Here is a 15,822-nt window from a genome sequence, read left to right as displayed (position 1 = left end):
CTTTCTTCAATGGGGATGGCATTACCGGACGGCGTTTCGGGGTCTATTGTCGAACATGGCGCGGCTACATAAAACGGCACGCCGTTCGCCCTTGCAAGTTCGGAAAGGGTGTATGTCCCTATTTTGTTCGCCGTGTCCCCGTTTGCAGCTATCCTGTCGGCACCGACGATGACCGCATCTATAAGACCGCGATGCATAAGCAGACCTGCAGCTGAGTCTACGATCAATGTCACGGATATCCCGTCTCTTATAAGTTCCCAGGCCGTAAGGCGTGTACCCTGGAGCCATGGCCTTGTCTCGTCGGCTATGACCTTTATGTCTTTTCCCGCCTTGGTTGCCGCCCTTATGACACCAAGCGCCGTGCCATAGCCGCCTGTCGCAAGGGCGCCTGCATTACAGTGAGTAAGTACGCAGCACTTATCCGGCAGTAGCGCTGCGCCGAACCGGCCCATTGCGAGATTTGCCTCGATGTCTTCGGCCCAGATGGCCATAGCCTCTCTCTCGACGGCCTCGGCAATGCCGGACGGATGGCCGGCAGGGTCGGCGAGCACTAGATCTTTAAGCCTTTTAACTGCCCATTTAAGATTCACCGCGGTAGGCCTGGCTGTTAACATAATATTTGCTGCTTTCAGCCAGAAGTTGAGAAATTCGGCTTGAGACCTTGTTTCGAGCCTTCTAGCCTCGAGCGCAAGGCCGAATGCTGCAGCTATGCCTATGGCAGGTGCGCCGCGCACCACCATATCCTTTATGGCTGATGCAGCCCCGGAAGCGCCTGTGATGGCAAGCCACCTTTCATTATGCGGCAGCAGCCTCTGGTCTAGGAGATACAGGACGCCGCACTCCCAGCGGAGCGGCGTGATGGATGAGCCACCTTCTTTAAGGAGATCAATAGGGTCGATGGAACCATGTCTCAACGGAGGGCCTCCAGGAAGAGTTCATTTACCTTCTTGGGGTTTGCCTTTCCCTTGGTCTCTTTCATGACCTGACCCACAAGAAAGGCCAGGACCTTGGTCTTGCCGGCCCTATACTTTTCCACCTCTTTTGGGTTTTCATCCAAGACCTTCTTGATCACGGCCTTAAGCGTAGATTCGTCGCTGACCTGGGAAAGCCCTTGGGCCTTGACGATCTTGACAGGGTCTTTTCCTGTTTTGTAGGCAGTCTCCAGGACATCCTTCGCCATCTTGCCACTTATGGCACCTGAATCGATCAGTCTTAGGAGTCCTGCAAGGCCGTCGGGGCCTATCGGCGACGACTCGATCTCGCGCTCATCTTCCTTTAGAAGTCGTACAAGCTCTACCATAATCCAGTTGCTTACGGTCTTTGGGTTAGGAAAGAGTTTTACACACTCTTCGAAATAATCGGCTGTGGCCCTGGAGGCTGTAAGGACTTCGGCATCGTAGGCAGGCAGCCCGTACTGTCTGGTGAATCTGGTGCATTTTTTGTCAGGCAGCTCCGGCAACCCGTCCGCAATATATTCTATCCATTCCTTGCTGATTTCTAAGGGCGGCAGGTCTGGTTCAGGGAAATAGCGGTAGTCATGCGCCTCTTCTTTGCTGCGCATCGACACAGTAATGCCTTTTGATACATCCCATAGTCGGGTCTCTTGGGCCACCGTCTTTCCGTCAAGCAAAAGGGCACTCTGGCGTCTTATCTCGTAGTCGAGGGCCTTTTGGACGTTTCTGAAGGAATTCATGTTTTTGAGCTCGGTCTTGACCCCCATTTCATTAGAGCCGACAGGTCGGATAGAGATGTTTGCATCACAACGTAGACTTCCTTCTTCCATATTGCCGTCGCTTATACCGAGATAGCGCACAAGCTGTCTTATCTTTTTAAGATAAGCAGACGCTTCTTCTGGGCTTCTTATATCGGGTTCGCTGACGATTTCTATAAGCGGGACCCCTGTACGGTTGAGGTCTATATAACTTATTGGGAGCGTCTCGTTGTGTATGAGCTTGCCCGCGTCTTCTTCCATGTGTATGCGCGTAATACCTATACGCTTGATCCTGCCGTCTATGTCTATAGACACCCAGCCATGCTCGGCCAAGGGCGCTTCATATTGAGATATCTGATAATTCTTCGGAAGATCCGGATAAAAATAGTGCTTTCTGGCGAAGCGGCTCCTTGGAGCGACCTTGCAATTGGTGGCGAGAGCCATCTTTATCGCGAATTCTATCACTTGCCTGTTTAGGACAGGCAGGACCCCTGGCATACCGAGGCAAATCGGGCATGTATGTGTATTAGGGACAGCACCGAATGCAGTGGAACACCCGCAAAATATCTTGCTTGAGGTCTTGAGGTGACAATGCACCTCAAGACCTATGACAGCTTCAAATTCCATAAAACCCTCTGAAATTTAAGAGATACCAGTTATTTTTTGGATTTGCTGGCCTTTGATTCTTTTGTGCTTGTTTTTGGTGATACGCCGCGTTTTTCCAGAAATTGAAAGATTGGATTTGGTCTTTGGATGGTCTTTTTAGGGAGTTCCATGTGTTTTCTGAGTTCGCCGACTATCTTTGAGACCTGAAATTTGCTTATGCCAAGCTTGTCAGCTATTTCGCTTGCCGTCATCTTTGCATAGTTGTCGTATACAAACTCTACATCATCTACTGTATAGGGCCTGCTTCTTTTTCCTGCCATGATATTATACTCCTTTCTTTTATTTTAAGAGAAAATTACTTGCACAAAGCAAATTGTCAAGTCTTTTTTAAAAGGGTTTTTATATTATTCATAAAGATACGAGTTCAAGCTCGATATATTGTTTTGTATTGCATGATATGTTTATGTCTATGCTGCACTTATGCGCTGTTCGATTCGCCGCCGCCATTTATATGGCGATTTGTTTCATCCTCTTTTTTCATCTTTTCACGGGATAGATAATATATTATACATGCCTGTCTGAAAGGACAATAATCCATTGGATGCAGGCATCCCTTCGAGATATCGGCTTCGCGATTGTCTTTTTGACAAAATCCATGAGTCGTCATAATCTTGCTCCGTGAAAGGCTATTGAATTTTTTCTCTAATACCTGTTATCTATCAAGGATTTTACTATACAAGGAGGAATGTTGAATGGAAGAGGCCAAGATTATCGTAATAGGGGCTGGACCGGCCGGTATAGCGACGGCCGTCGAGGCCGGTGCGGCGGGCGTATCCCCGGTTATGGTCCTTGAGAAGGCCGATCATGCATGTGACACCATTGTATCCCTTTATCACGAAGGCAAAAGGGTCGATCCGGTATTTCGGAAGATAAAGGTAGAGCCCATAGGAAAGCTCTCTTTTGATACCGAAACGCGGGAGGAGTTTTTGGCGAGGATCGACAAGGCTATAAAAGAAAACAGGCTCGACATAAGATATAAAAACGAGGCCAGGGGCGTCGTTCAGAAAGACGGCCTTTTCCATGTGACTACAAGCGGCGGGCTTGAGGTCAAGGCGCCGATCCTTGTGATAGCCATAGGCATATTCGGCAAACCGGTAAAACCGCGTTATCCCATCCCCAAGGAGGTCAAGGACAAGATATTTTATGCTGTCCCAAAGACACCGTTGACAGGCAAAAAGATACTTGTTGTTGGAGGGGGCGATTCGGCTGCCGAGACGGCCTGCTTTTTGTCAGATGCCAATGATGTAAGCCTTTCATATAGACGGCCCGAATTCTTCCGCCTGAACGAGGTGAATGCCTGCAATATCCATGACCTTGCCGCAAATGGTAAATTGAATCTCATGATGGCCAGCGATATCGAAGGGCTCGAACAGGCGGGCGAAGGGGTGCGTGTCCGCTTCAAAGATGGGAGGGACATGGTCTTTGACATGGTGTTTTATTGTCTCGGTGGTACGACGCCGAGGGCATTCCTTGAGTCAGTCGGTGTTGAATTCGACGGCGAAAGGCCGAGAGTGGATCAATATGGAGAGACGAATGTCAAGAGGATCTTTCTGGCAGGGGATTTGATGGTCGAAAAGGGATCGATAATGGCTGCGTTTAATTCGGGCAAGATCGTTATGGACGGTATACTTAGCCGTTACGGCGATCTGGTGAAATGATGCGGTTCGGCTAGAACCACCTCCAGCCGTGCATGTTGAAAAACGTAGCGGCTGACCTGACAAACATGACTATTGAGCGCAGTCCCTTGAGGGACGAGCGTCCACCAAAATGGATGATCCTGACGGAAGGTACATAGGCGATCCGCCAGTTTCTGGACAGTCTGAGAGAGAGGTCAAAGTCCTCGAAATAAAGAAAAAATCTGTTTGAGAAACCGCCTATCTCGTCAAGGGCGCGCCTGCGGCAGAGCATAAAGCAGCCGCTTGCAATTTTGATCGTGTCGATGTCACTTTGTTCGGTTACGCCGCGGAGTTCATAGTCGGCCAGGCGCCTTGCAAAGGGCGCGGCAAAGGGCTTTGGCGCAAAACCCCTTAGGAACAGCGTGAAGATCGATGGATATCCCTTGCACAGATATTGGCGGCTTCCGTCCGGCCAAGAGGCATAAGGCGTAAGGCAGCCTGTCTCAGGGTGTTTTGTCATGTAGAGCAGGGCGTTCGATAAAGCGCTTTCTTCCATGATTACGTCAGGGTTCAAGATAAGATGGTAGTCAGTCGAGCTGCTGGCGATCTCCTTTAACGCCATGTTGTGGCCGACCCCGAATCCTACGTTTTTAAATGGCCTTACTGATTTTAAGCTGTACGGCCAGATACGGTGGAGGCCGCCTCTCAAGAAGACATCCAGCCCGCCGCCAGGTCCGTTGTCCACAAGGACAAGGACTGCATGATCGAGCAATCCTTGTCTCTTGGCGTATTTTACAGCCCTGGAGAGGCTTTTTATTGTTTCTTGAAGGAGATGAAGGTCTGCAGCGTATGTTACTATGGATATGGAGAGGACTTGTTGGGCCTCTTTGATGGACTCGTTGGATCTTTCACCGGACAGGGTAGACACTTACCCGTTTTCTGTTTTGGGCGGTTTCGAAACGCACCTCACCGTCTATCTTTGCAAAGAGTGTATAGTCATTGCCCATTCCCACGTTGTGACCAGGATGGATCTTTGTGCCAACCTGACGCACTAGGATGTTGCCGGCGCGTACGATTTGACCGCCGAAACGCTTGACGCCTCTACGCTGTCCTGCACTGTCACGCCCGTTTCTTGAACTTCCGCCGGCCTTTTTATGTGCCATTAGAGACCTCCTTAGACCCTTATATCTTTAATTTCAATGGTGGTATAGGGCTGCCTGTGCCCCTTTTTGATCTGATAGCCCTTGCGTCTTTTCTTTTTCATCATTAAGATCTTTTTGCCGAGACCGTGTTCGGTCACGTTGGCCAGGACGGTGGCGCCCTTGACCAGGGGATTGCCAATCTTTATATCTGAGCCGTTCACGACCATCAATACGTCAGTTATCTCCAATTCACTTCCCACTTCTCTGTCGAGCCTCTCCACCCTCAAGGTCTCGCCGGTCGATACTTTGTATTGTTTCCCGCCGGTTTTTATTATCGCGTACATATTTCCTCGCTATCGTCAAAAATCGAACAACGTAAAAAGATACCATGAGGGCGCCATATGTCAAGGCTGAATTTCGCGATCCACCTCGGACCATGGGCTGACCTCGCGATGTGCCGAGGAACGAGGCGCATCGGATTGGTTGAACCGCGAACGGTGCGCTTCCTGCGTCAGCGCACCCTGCATCACTGCATCGCTATGTTTGGGAATGGCAATTTTATAATGAAGCCGCCCTGCTGTTTATTTCATGGGCTGCCAGCCGCCAAAGTCGTCTCCTGTAGTGGCTGCCGGGCAGGCGGCCAGGGCCAGGGCCACGTTTCTTGCGCTGTCCTGCTGGTAGTATTGTCTTGTGTCCGAGTCGTAGCCGTAGATCTTGTCGCCCCAGAGGTGCTTGGCGCAGGCATTGAAGGATGTGCCGTTTACGGTGAAAAGGATTGTGACGTTGGCGTGGGGGGTGAAATTGAGGGTGGCGACGTCGGGTGCATAGGTGTTGTTGTCTGCAAACCAGCGCTCCTGGGAGGTAACGACCGACATGATGTCGCCCTTGGCCTGGTCGTTGTAGCCGGAGGCCACGAATGGCGTGTAGATAGACATTATGACTGCCGCAAGTATGCCTATCAGGGCCAGGGTGATCATCAGTTCGATCAGGGTGAAACCGCCTTGGTGCGCCTTGGTGTGATGGTGATGCGGGCAGGCTGGCATGATTACCTCCTTTATCTAAAAATCACCCCACCGGGCAGTAGGGGCGCGGCATGCCGCGCCCCTACTGGGCTTGATGTCAGATGGTTATCTTAGTCTATGGTGTTAATGTGCATGTGATGTTGGTATTATATGCACCGGTGCAGGCGGCTGTATAGGTTGTCCCATCCTGTGTGGTGCCTGTAAGTGTGGAGTTAATATTGTCGCAGGAGCCACCATTAGTTGTAAAAGCTGTAGCAGTTAAATAAGGAAGGGTGGGGGGGGTGGCGCATGAAACAAGGGCCGTGGGGGTAGCAGCAGTATCCTGCTGACAGGCCGCTGCATATTCCTGGGCGCACGCCCTTGCGGCGTCTATAAGCTTTGACGCCTGGGCCTTTCTTCTGTAGGCGTTATACTGCGGCAAGGCAATGGCCGCCAGAATCCCAATGATTGCGATGACGATCATCAATTCGACCAGTGTGAAACCCTTTTGACCGTTTACAGGCCTCTTTGCCATTTCCGCCATTTTAATTAACATCTTTTGTTCCTCCTTTTTACTTTTTTATTTTATTTATTTTTCTAAAAGATCCTGTCCCTTGTCTTTTCGGCTAACCGCGAACGGTGCGCCCCTACAAAGGCTGGGCCTGTCTGCGATGCGTCGGCGCACCCTACATCTGTCTTATCGGTCATGGCCCCGGCCTCCTTGATTTTTGCCCCACCCCCTTTCCAAGGCCTTGTCATTATATAGAGCAATTTGTATGCCAGCATCAGCCAACCAGATATAGCGCCATCAAAAAATCCAGCCACTAAATATGGTGGCAGTCTATTTGCCGCACTTACAAATTTTGTCATATTATGACAATTTTTTGAAAACAGCCAGTCGTAGGATGTGCCGAGTTCCGTAGGGGCGCGGCATGCCGCGCCCCTACTCCATCACCCTCTCCTTAATCCCCGTCAACCGTCAAGGGAAGGGAAAGAGCATGGGGATTGAACTACACCCTAATAAGGAGGGGAAAGAACAGATAGGCCTTCCAGTATCCAACCCTCTTCCCTTGCGGGAGAGGTTTGGAGTGAGGGGGAAGAGATGGAGGTTTCCCGGCGCACATTGCGCACCTGTTTTGTTTACTCAATTCCCAATCTCTGCTATTATTTCTTCAGGTTGAATTGGACAAAGGAGATGCCCTGCCATGGAGATGGAGACCATAAAAAGGCGATGGCCGAGATACTTCTCCTGCAGCTTGTAACCATTGAATCCGGTTACAGGGAGATCAAGGTGGCCCTTGACGGTATCCAGAAGAGGCTCGATGACGTCAATATCCACCTGTCGACCAGAGCCGGAGGATAGACGAGACCAACCAGCGTATAGACGAGATCAACAACGACCTGGTGCAGCGCATCGACAAGGTAAACGCTGATCTTACCAAGCGTCTTGACGATACCAATAAGCGTATTGACAAGATCAATAACGACCTGATCCAACGTATTGACAAGGTGCACAACGACCTTATTATGCGGAACGACAAGTTGAATGAGCGTATCGACCAGCTTGCCCTGGCTGTCGTCAAGCAGGAGGAGCATTTGAAGATAGCAGAGAGGGTGACGGAGCTTGAGAAGACTGTAGTTGAGATGAAGGTCAGGCTTGCCGCATGATGCAGGGTCTCAAGACAAGCAAGGCCATGACCCTGATCCGCAGGTTGGCTTGGGATTTGGTGTTGAGGGCCGAGGAGGAAGGGGTGGGACTTTCCGCCTTTACGGTAGTCTTTCCAGGGAAGCGCCCTGCGTTTTATCTGAGAAGGGAATTGGGCAGGCTTTTGAAAAGACCGTTTGTCCCGCCGCAGATCCTTGATATAGAAAGGTTCATGACCGCATTGGCCGCGACTGCGCCGACAGGGGTCGGCAGGAGGGAGGCGTCTCTTGTAGAGCTTCTATACCTCCTTTTTCGTACAGCCGTTCATACAGATGGGCGTGGATCGGCAGGTGGATTTGAGTCCTTTTCCCCTTGGGGAATCAGACTGATCAAGGCCTTTGACGAGTTCGGGGCCGGTCTTGTATCGCCTGAAGAGCTGGATAGGGCCGTGCCGCTTGCCCTTGCCGATGCAGGTTTAAGTGGAGAGGCCTGTGGGCTTTGGCGCGGGTTCCCCAATCTCTACCGTGCATGGATCGAGCGTCTTGCCGCAGACGGTCTGTGGACGCGCGGCGAGAGGTACCGTTTGGCAGCCGAGACGGCAAGGGCCTTGGCCAGCGGCGGGTCATACCCATTCCCATCCTGGATGGAGCCAGGTCGGCGGCGGGTGTGGCTGGTCGGGTTTTCTATGCTTACAAAGGCCGAAGAAGAGGTGTTTTCTTCGCTTTCAAGGCTTGATTGCATCAGAGAGGTCGCGGAAGGTCCTGAAGACGACCTCTCTTCTCATCCATCGCTCACGCTTCATATGCAGCCTGACCTTCATTCCCAGATATTCGAGGCACGCGGACTCTTTACAGGCCTTTCGGATCAGGGCGCCATCGGTCCCGATGAAGAGGCCATAGTCCTTCCAGATCAAAGCGCCCTTATACCTGTTTTGGAATGGCTGGTCAGCGCCAGAGGCGTGCCTTTCAACATCTCAATGGGGTATCCGCTTGCCCATACGCCTCCTGCTAGACTGTTGTGTCTCGTCTTGGACGCCCAGACAGGCCGCCGCAGTGACGCCTTCCATGTGCAGGAATACCTCGATGTGCTGCGTCATCCATATGTCAAGGGCTTAAGGCCCCTTGATGCCAGGGACCGCGAAGACCTGCCGGCCGAGGAGTGTTTCCGCAAGATTGTCCACAGGATAGAGGCCTGGGTTGCGGAAAAGAGGCCCATCTTTGTCAGGTGTGGGGATGTGCTGAAGGATCTTGAAGATGACGAAGGGGTGGGCGGCGTATGGGTCAGATTTCTGTCCGAAGTGCACAGGAGGCTCTTTCTGGACCCTGGGGAGGCGGCGGATGTGCGCGGTTTCGCAGCGGCCCTGATATCCATCCTTGATTTGATCGTTGATTCGAGCACCTGGCAGTCCCATTCCATGGCAGGGGAATTCATGTCGGCCCTGTATGAGTTTCTCGATACCCTGATCCAGGGTCCGATAGCTGCTGAACCGTTGACTGCAAACGGGTTTAGATTCCTTTTCCGCCATCTTGCCCGCGAAATCCATATCCCTTTCGTCGGCATGCCGTTGGACGGCCTCCAGGTCCTTGGCCTCATGGAGACAAGGTGTCTGGATTTCAAGAAGGTCCTGGTCTTTGATGTAAATGAGGGCATACTGCCGCCAGAGGAGGACATAAATCCCTTGCTGCCGCCTGGTCTAAGGCGCCGTCTAGGCCTGCCGGGCCGCAAGGAAACGGTCGATTTGAGCAGGAGGTATCTTCAAAGGCTCCTCTCAAGGGCGCAGGAGGCACATTTATTCTTTTCTGAAGGGGGTGAAAGGGTTAAGAGCCGTTTTATCGAGGAGATCCTATGGGAAAAAGAAAAGGCAGGCCTGATCCCTGTTGGGTATGATGTTAGACATGACGATGGGGTCGGATATCGGTCGGTTTGTTCATCCGGGGGTGCTGGACTGCCATCTGGACTTTTTGAACAATGCGGCGCGGCGGCGGTCTCCATGCCGAAGGACGGCGTAGCCAGCCTGCTTTCTTCCTTTATCTTTTCTTCGACCTCGATAGACACATATCTTTTTTGTCCGTTCAGGTTTTATGCGGCCTATTGCCTCGGCCTGAGACAGGGCATTGCAGACGTAGGCCGGGCCTTAGGTCCAGATGCCGTCGGGCGCCTGATCCACAGGGTGTTAAAGGAGGTGTACGGGCGTTGGCTCGACAAGGAGATGGTGTTTAGTGGGGATGAGTCCGCTGTGCTTGCTGAGCGATTGGATTGTGTGTTGAGGGAGGAGTTCGGCGGGAACGAGTGGCTCAATGCGGCCGTGGATCTGTTCCGAGAGGCCGCGTTTTATAGGCTGGGGCATCTCCTTAGGCTGGAGCAGGATTGGGTCAAAGGCCATATTTTGCTCGGGCTGGAAAGGCCGTTCGAGGCCGGATTCGATCTGGACGACGGGGTGCAGGTGAGACTGAAAGGTATCGTGGACAGGGTTGAAAGGGACAGAGGCAGCGTCTTGTGGGTTATAGATTACAAGACCGGGGGCGATATAAAGATGCCCAAGGGTAGGTATGCGACGGACTTTTCGAGGGAGGCCCTGAAGGCGACCATCGGCTCCTTTCAGCTTCCCATCTACCTCATTCTTTGTGACCGGATCTTTGATCTCAAGGGCCGGTGGGACCGAATGAATGCGGCAATTTATGAGCTTAAGGGCATCGGGGCCTCGACAAGACCCGATGATGTTAGAAAGGTCTTGTTCGGGACCGGAGACGATCATGAATCGCTCATGGATTCGCTATATCTACCTGCCCTTAAGTCCATCGTTTCAGAGATACTTGATCCCGAGACATCGTTTGAGCCTGACCCGTCGGATCCGGCTCAATGTCGCTCCTGTCCGTACAGCACTGGCCTTTGCAGGGCAGCTGTATAGATCGCCCTTTCGCTTTTTTATGATTGCGGCTAGAATCTCGATTAGCTGGATTGCGCGCAAATTTCTATCGGTAAGAGGTTTTTATGGGTAAAGGGTATTCAATGAAAGGCGTGCCTCTTCCAAAGGCGTATGATTTCAGTGCAGTGGAGCGCCGCTGGTACGGCGAGTGGATTAGCGCCGGGCTCTTCAGGGCGGATGCGGGTTCGGACCGGCCTGCGTTTTCCATGGTCATCCCCCCACCCAACGTGACAGGGGTATTGCATATCGGACATGCCTTGAACAACACGCTTCAAGACATCCTTGTACGCTACAAGCGCATGGACGGCTTCGATGTCCTTTGGGTGCCTGGTACGGATCACGCGGGCATCGCTACGCAAAATGTGGTGGAGCGCCAGCTGGCAGCGGAGGGCAAGACCCGTGACGATCTGGGCAGGGACGAGTTTATCGCGCGGGTCTGGAGGTGGCGGCAGGAGAGCGGCGGCCATATCATCGAACAGCTCAAACGCCTCGGCTGTTCATGTGACTGGAGCCGCGAGCGCTTTACTATGGATGATGGGTTGTCGCGCGCTGTCCGGGAGGTCTTTGTGAGGCTCTTTGAAGAAGGGCTCATCTACAAGGGCGATCGCATCATAAACTGGTGCCCGAGATGTCATACTGCCTTGGCTGACATAGAGGTCGAGCACGAGATGGCTGATGGCCGGATCTGGTATATAAGATATCCGGTCTCTGGCGGTGGAGGCCATGTGACGGTGGCCACCACAAGACCTGAAACCATGCTCGGCGATACGGCTGTTGCGGTCCATCCAGACGATGTGAGGTACAGTGCCGTTATCGGGCGGATGCTCCACCTTCCTTTGATGGAACGCGACATCCCGGTGGTGGCGGACGATACGGTCGATCCGGCATTTGGTACAGGCGCGGTCAAGGTTACGCCCGCCCATGATTTCAATGACTTTGAGACGGCGAGACGCCATGGCCTGCCGGCCATAGACATCTTTGACAAGAATGCCCACATCAAGCCGGGGTTCGGCCCTTATTCAGGTCTCGACCGCTACGAGGCGAGAAAGAAGATCATTGAAGACCTCAAGGCCCAAGGGCTTCTGGAAAAGGAGGAATCTTACAGTCTTGCGGCTGGTGGTTGTTACCGTTGCAAGACTACGGTCGAGCCTAGATTGTCGAAGCAGTGGTTCGTGAAGGTCGCCCCGCTTGCAGGGCCGGCGTTAAAGGCGGTCTTGAATGGAGAGACCAGGATCATGCCGGCTTCATGGATCAAGACCTATGAGGAATGGATGACTAACATCCGCGATTGGTGCATCTCGCGCCAGATTTGGTGGGGGCACAGGATCCCGGCCTGGGAGTGCAAGGCATGTGGAGAGCTGATCGTGGCGAGGGAGACACCTAAGACATGTCCAAGATGCGGCGGTTTGGAACTCATCCAGGAGGAGGACGTGCTCGATACGTGGTTCAGCTCGGCCCTTTGGCCGTTTTCGACCCTGGGCTGGCCTGATGAAACGCTGGAGCTCAGACGCTATTATCCGACTTCCGTGCTCATCACTAGCTTTGACATCCTTTTTTTCTGGGTGGCCCGTATGATGATGATGGGGTTGCACTTCATGGGGGATGTCCCGTTCGTGCATGTCTATCTCCATGCGCTGGTGCGCGATGGATCGGGTCAGAAGATGAGCAAATCCAAGGGGAATGTCATAGATCCTATCACCATTATGGACAGATATGGCACGGATGCGGTGCGCTTCACTTTGTGTTCATTGGCTGCACAAGGTCGGGACATCAAGTTGTCGGAGGAGAGGATTGAGGGTTACAGGCACTTTGTAAACAAGATCTGGAATGCCGCAAGGCTTGTGTTGATGAATCTTGGGGGCAGGCATGAGGCCTTGGACGCTGCAAGGGTGTCCGGTCTTACAGCCCTCGCCGGTCTCGATCTCGCCGATTGTCTTTACGAAAAGTGGATACTCTCGCGTCTCAGCGCCGTCATCGCCAAGGTAAGGGCTGCATTCGACAACTTTGATTTTGATGTGGCGGCAAGGGAGATGTACCAGTTTTTTTGGCATGAATTCTGTGATTGGTATCTCGAGCTTGCAAAGCCATCCTTTTCAAGCAATGACGCCGCAAAAAAACGGACTGCGAGGGTCGTTTCGCTCATAGTGCTCGACAACAGTCTAAGGCTCTTACACCCAATCATGCCCTTTGTGACAGAAGAACTTTGGCACAGCCTCCCGGGCAGACAAGGTTATATCATGACCGCCCCATTTCCTATGTCTTCGCCTGAGTTCGATTCCCCTGAGGCCGAGGCCCTGGTCAACGGCCTTATCGAGGTTGTGACGGCCATAAGAAACATCAGGGCCGAACTGAATATCCACCCAGGGGCCGGGGTGAAGGTCATGGTGATCGCCCATTCGCAAAGGGCAATGGACATCATGGAGTCTCATGGGCCTGCCATATCCACGCTTGCCAGGGTTGAAGAAATCGTCTTTCTCCCTGTGGGCGGGAGGAGACCTTCGGGTGCTGCGACCGTGATCCTTGAAGACCTTGAGCTATTCGTGCCGGTCGAAGGCCTTGTTGACATAGAAGGTGAGATCAAGAAGGCCACAAGGGAAGAGAAAAGACTCGCCTCCGAGATTGAAAAGGCCATGACAAAACTTGCCAGAGAGGATTTTCTTTCAAAGGCCCCACGTGAGATCATTGAAAAGGAGCGGGAGAAGCTCAAGAGGTTCGAGGCGCAGATGGAAAAGATCGTAAACCACAAAAAGATGCTTGAATCCGCCATAGGATCAAGGGATAGAGATGGACAGGCGTTTCTATGAAGGGATAGTGGCGCAGGCGCTCCGTGAGGATATCGGGCACGGGGATATCACTACTTCGCTTTGCGTGCCGCGGGATGTCAAGGGCCGTGCCGTTGTCGTTGCCAAGGAAGACTGTGTCGTTGCCGGGATATTTGTCGCTGAAGAGGCCTTTTTGCAGTGCGACCCGGATTGCAGCTTCCCGATGGCCCTTAATGAGGGCGCAAGGGCCAACAGCGGCGATGTGGTGATGGAGATACAGGGCAGTCTCCAGGCCATCCTTCAGGCGGAGCGCACGGCCTTGAATTTCCTGCAGCGGCTCTGCGGCATTGCAACCCTGACCAGGCACTTTGTAGAGAAGATAGGCGACCTCCCCTGCCGCCTTGTTGATACCAGAAAGACCACCCCGTGCCTGAGGGTGCTTGAAAAATACGCGGTGCGGGCAGGGGGCGGCTTCAACCACCGCTATGGGCTTTCAGACGGCATCCTCATAAAGGACAACCACATAGCGGCCTGCGGTTCCATAAAAGAGGCCTTGTCAAAGGTCAGGGCCTCATGTCCACATACGCTCAAGATCGAAATCGAGGTCAGTACCCTGGATGAACTAAAGGAGGCCATCGATGCCGGGGCGGATGCAGTGCTTTTGGACAACATGGATGTCAAGACCTTGACAGAGGCCGTGGCCATGGCCCGCGGTTTAAAGCCAGGCCTCCTGCTCGAGGCCTCGGGCGGCGTCTGCCTTGAAAACGTAAGGGATGTGGCCGGAACCGGGGTCGATATCGTGTCTGCAGGGGCGCTCACCCACTCGGCCAGGGCCGTTGATCTGAGTCTCAGGGTGATACGTTTTGCCTTTGCGGATGGCCATTGTCTCACCCCTTCAAGTTCGGCATCTAGCAGGGGATCGGAGAGCTCGTCGACCTGCAATTGACAACGAGGAACTACGAAGCATTTAGACTGGCTTCTTAATGTCTTTGATGCGTAACGAGACCGTTCCTTTGGGTAACTTTGCCTCAACGATGGAGTTTAATGGCTTACCTAAAAGCGCTCTTGCGATTGGCGTGTTGATATTGATAGCCCCGCATTCCGGATTTGATCTTTCATAAGTTATTAATGCCTGCTTTTCGTCCTGAGGATTTTCAATATCTACATAAACTACGGTATCCTCAACTTCGACTTTGATATCGATCTCTGACCCATGAATAGACCTATCGGGCTCGCTTTCTCGGGGGTTCTTGCTCGGTCGCTTCGTCTTGCGTCTCAAAAATGAGTATGTACTTGATTCTTTTGAAACATCAACATATTGCGGATAAATATCTCTTTTATCTAGTGCATTCCAAAGACCATTCAAGGCATCCACCTTGTTTGAGTAAAATGCCGATTCCCTGACATGGAAGAACTCCCATCCGCAACGCTCCAATTGTCGCTGGCGTTGCATGTCGTCTTCATAGCGGTCAGCGCCATGCCAACGGTCGCCGTCGCACTCGATCGCCAGACGCGCTTGTCCGCCCTCGACCACGAGATCAATCCGCTTGCCTGCGACTTCATGCTGGGCAAGCACCGTGAAATCCCTGCGAAGAAGTTCCAAGGCGATGTCAACCTCGAACCAACTTTCGAATGGTGCGGGAGGACTCACAACGCGCCGGTTGTCCTGGGCCGCTCGCCGCTCCAATTCGTCCCGCTCGATTCCGGCGATCTGTTGCGGTTTCGTGTTCTCGAAGAACTCAAGCAACTGACGTCGAAGACACAAGGCGCTGAGATCGTCACAAGTGACCGAGTGGAAAAGAATCATCATGTCACGGGCGCGGCTGGCCGCGACATTGAAACGTCGCTCATCCACCGCTTTTGTGAGGGGACCGATTCTTTCGTTGCTGGCAGCGACAAGCGACAGAAACATGATGTCTCGCTCGTCGCCCTGGAAACTGTAGGGATTGCCGCAGATCAAGCGGCGCCGCTCCATTTCCTCGGCGCCCAATCGTTCGAGCAATTGACTCTCGATCAAAGCCGCTTGCGCCTCACCTTGAAGCACTACCACGCCCATCGTCTTGCCGTCATAACGACTGTCGCCGCTCATCTCTGCAATTCTCTCAACGATGGCTTCGGCCTCCGGACGGTTGATCGCACGGTTGTTCGAGCCCTCACGATATCCGCCTTTCACAAAGACATGGTCGAGCGGAGGCAGGCGGTTCGGGCCATACTGCCGCAAGGGGATCAGCGGAGTATCCGAATAGCACAGATTGTTGCTGAATCGAATGATCTCCGGCATACAGCGGAAATGCTCCCGCAGCGTTATACGTCTGGTTCCATACCGAAGTTTCCCGTGATCGAATAGGCTGCT

At 52.8% G+C, this 15,822-nt stretch carries 16 protein-coding genes; 6 read left to right on the top strand and 10 right to left on the bottom strand.

The genetic code is table 11. The annotated features are described in order from the left end of the window. The 3 genes from mtnA to ACP5SG_RS07055 form a co-directional block, all read right to left on the bottom strand. Window positions 1-914: S-methyl-5-thioribose-1-phosphate isomerase (mtnA, locus tag ACP5SG_RS07065; RefSeq protein ID WP_428123108.1), on the bottom strand; the 914-nt coding region annotated here is incomplete at its 3' end. Then, window positions 911-2,338 carry an Asp-tRNA(Asn)/Glu-tRNA(Gln) amidotransferase subunit GatB gene (gene gatB / locus ACP5SG_RS07060; RefSeq protein ID WP_237888874.1) on the bottom strand — a complete coding sequence of 476 codons (1,428 nt, stop codon included), beginning with the start codon at window positions 2,336-2,338 and terminating at the stop codon, window positions 911-913. The genes gatB and mtnA, both read right to left, overlap by 4 nt. A gap of 29 nt (window positions 2,339-2,367) precedes the next feature. Beyond that, window positions 2,368-2,637, bottom strand: a complete 270-nt coding sequence (locus ACP5SG_RS07055; RefSeq protein WP_237888873.1) for a MarR family transcriptional regulator — start codon at window positions 2,635-2,637, stop codon at window positions 2,368-2,370. 432 nt (window positions 2,638-3,069) lie between these two features. Between ACP5SG_RS07055 and ACP5SG_RS07050 the strand changes: the two genes are divergently transcribed. Further along, window positions 3,070-4,035: an NAD(P)-binding domain-containing protein gene (locus ACP5SG_RS07050; RefSeq protein WP_237888872.1), complete on the top strand. Its 966-nt coding sequence runs from the start codon at window positions 3,070-3,072 to the stop codon at window positions 4,033-4,035. Between the two features lie 10 nt (window positions 4,036-4,045). Here ACP5SG_RS07050 and ACP5SG_RS07045 read toward each other — a convergent pair whose 3' ends face one another. The 6 genes from ACP5SG_RS07045 to ACP5SG_RS07020 form a co-directional block, all read right to left on the bottom strand. Next, on the bottom strand, window positions 4,046-4,921 hold the full coding sequence (locus ACP5SG_RS07045; protein ID WP_424661783.1) for a glycosyltransferase: 876 nt from the start codon (window positions 4,919-4,921) through the stop codon (window positions 4,046-4,048). Then, the gene (gene rpmA, locus ACP5SG_RS07040; RefSeq protein ID WP_237888870.1) at window positions 4,902-5,156 is read right to left on the bottom strand and encodes a 50S ribosomal protein L27; all 255 of its coding nucleotides are present in this window, start codon (window positions 5,154-5,156) and stop codon (window positions 4,902-4,904) included. The genes ACP5SG_RS07045 and rpmA overlap by 20 nt, the downstream gene beginning before the upstream one ends. Window positions 5,157-5,167: 11 nt before the next feature. After that, window positions 5,168-5,479: a 50S ribosomal protein L21 gene (rplU, locus tag ACP5SG_RS07035; protein WP_237888869.1), complete on the bottom strand. Its 312-nt coding sequence runs from the start codon at window positions 5,477-5,479 to the stop codon at window positions 5,168-5,170. Between the two features lie 237 nt (window positions 5,480-5,716). Then, window positions 5,717-6,178, bottom strand: a complete 462-nt coding sequence (locus ACP5SG_RS07030; RefSeq protein ID WP_424661782.1) for a type IV pilin protein — start codon at window positions 6,176-6,178, stop codon at window positions 5,717-5,719. Between the two features lie 94 nt (window positions 6,179-6,272). Further along, window positions 6,273-6,692 carry a prepilin-type N-terminal cleavage/methylation domain-containing protein gene (locus ACP5SG_RS07025; protein WP_428123100.1) on the bottom strand — a complete coding sequence of 140 codons (420 nt, stop codon included), beginning with the start codon at window positions 6,690-6,692 and terminating at the stop codon, window positions 6,273-6,275. A 41-nt stretch (window positions 6,693-6,733) separates the two neighbouring features. Continuing rightward, entirely contained in the window at window positions 6,734-7,006 is a 273-nt protein-coding gene (locus ACP5SG_RS07020) for a hypothetical protein (protein WP_428123098.1), read from the bottom strand. 232 nt (window positions 7,007-7,238) lie between these two features. On the opposite strand from ACP5SG_RS07020, the gene ACP5SG_RS07015 reads away from it, so the two are divergent. From ACP5SG_RS07015 to nadC, 5 genes are all read left to right on the top strand, one after another. Beyond that, on the top strand, window positions 7,239-7,499 hold the full coding sequence (locus ACP5SG_RS07015; RefSeq protein WP_424661779.1) for a hypothetical protein: 261 nt from the start codon (window positions 7,239-7,241) through the stop codon (window positions 7,497-7,499). Between the two features lie 41 nt (window positions 7,500-7,540). Next, on the top strand, window positions 7,541-7,804 hold the full coding sequence (locus ACP5SG_RS07010) for a hypothetical protein (RefSeq protein ID WP_237888866.1): 264 nt from the start codon (window positions 7,541-7,543) through the stop codon (window positions 7,802-7,804). Continuing rightward, a complete protein-coding gene (locus ACP5SG_RS07005; protein WP_428123094.1) occupies window positions 7,801-10,689 on the top strand; it encodes a PD-(D/E)XK nuclease family protein in 2,889 nt (962 codons plus the stop codon). Before ACP5SG_RS07010 ends, ACP5SG_RS07005 begins: the two co-directional genes overlap by 4 nt. Before the next feature lie 101 nt (window positions 10,690-10,790). Continuing rightward, window positions 10,791-13,511: a valine--tRNA ligase gene (locus ACP5SG_RS07000; RefSeq protein WP_407932048.1), complete on the top strand. Its 2,721-nt coding sequence runs from the start codon at window positions 10,791-10,793 to the stop codon at window positions 13,509-13,511. Beyond that, window positions 13,492-14,415 (top strand): carboxylating nicotinate-nucleotide diphosphorylase, encoded by a 924-nt coding sequence (gene nadC / locus ACP5SG_RS06995; protein WP_424661777.1) that lies wholly within the window; start codon window positions 13,492-13,494, stop codon window positions 14,413-14,415. The genes ACP5SG_RS07000 and nadC overlap by 20 nt, the downstream gene beginning before the upstream one ends. 21 nt (window positions 14,416-14,436) lie before the next feature. On the opposite strand, the gene ACP5SG_RS06990 is transcribed toward nadC, so the two are convergent. Next, window positions 14,437-15,771: an AAA domain-containing protein gene (locus ACP5SG_RS06990; RefSeq protein WP_428123110.1), complete on the bottom strand. Its 1,335-nt coding sequence runs from the start codon at window positions 15,769-15,771 to the stop codon at window positions 14,437-14,439. Window positions 15,772-15,822 lie beyond the last annotated feature (51 nt).

The sequence above is a fragment of the Dissulfurimicrobium sp. genome (assembly GCF_049968175.1).
Taxonomy (GTDB): Bacteria; Desulfobacterota; Dissulfuribacteria; order Dissulfuribacterales; family Sh68; genus Dissulfurimicrobium; species Dissulfurimicrobium hydrothermale.
Note: the sequence above shows the minus strand (reverse complement) of the source record. Positions and strands in the feature narration are given on the sequence as shown.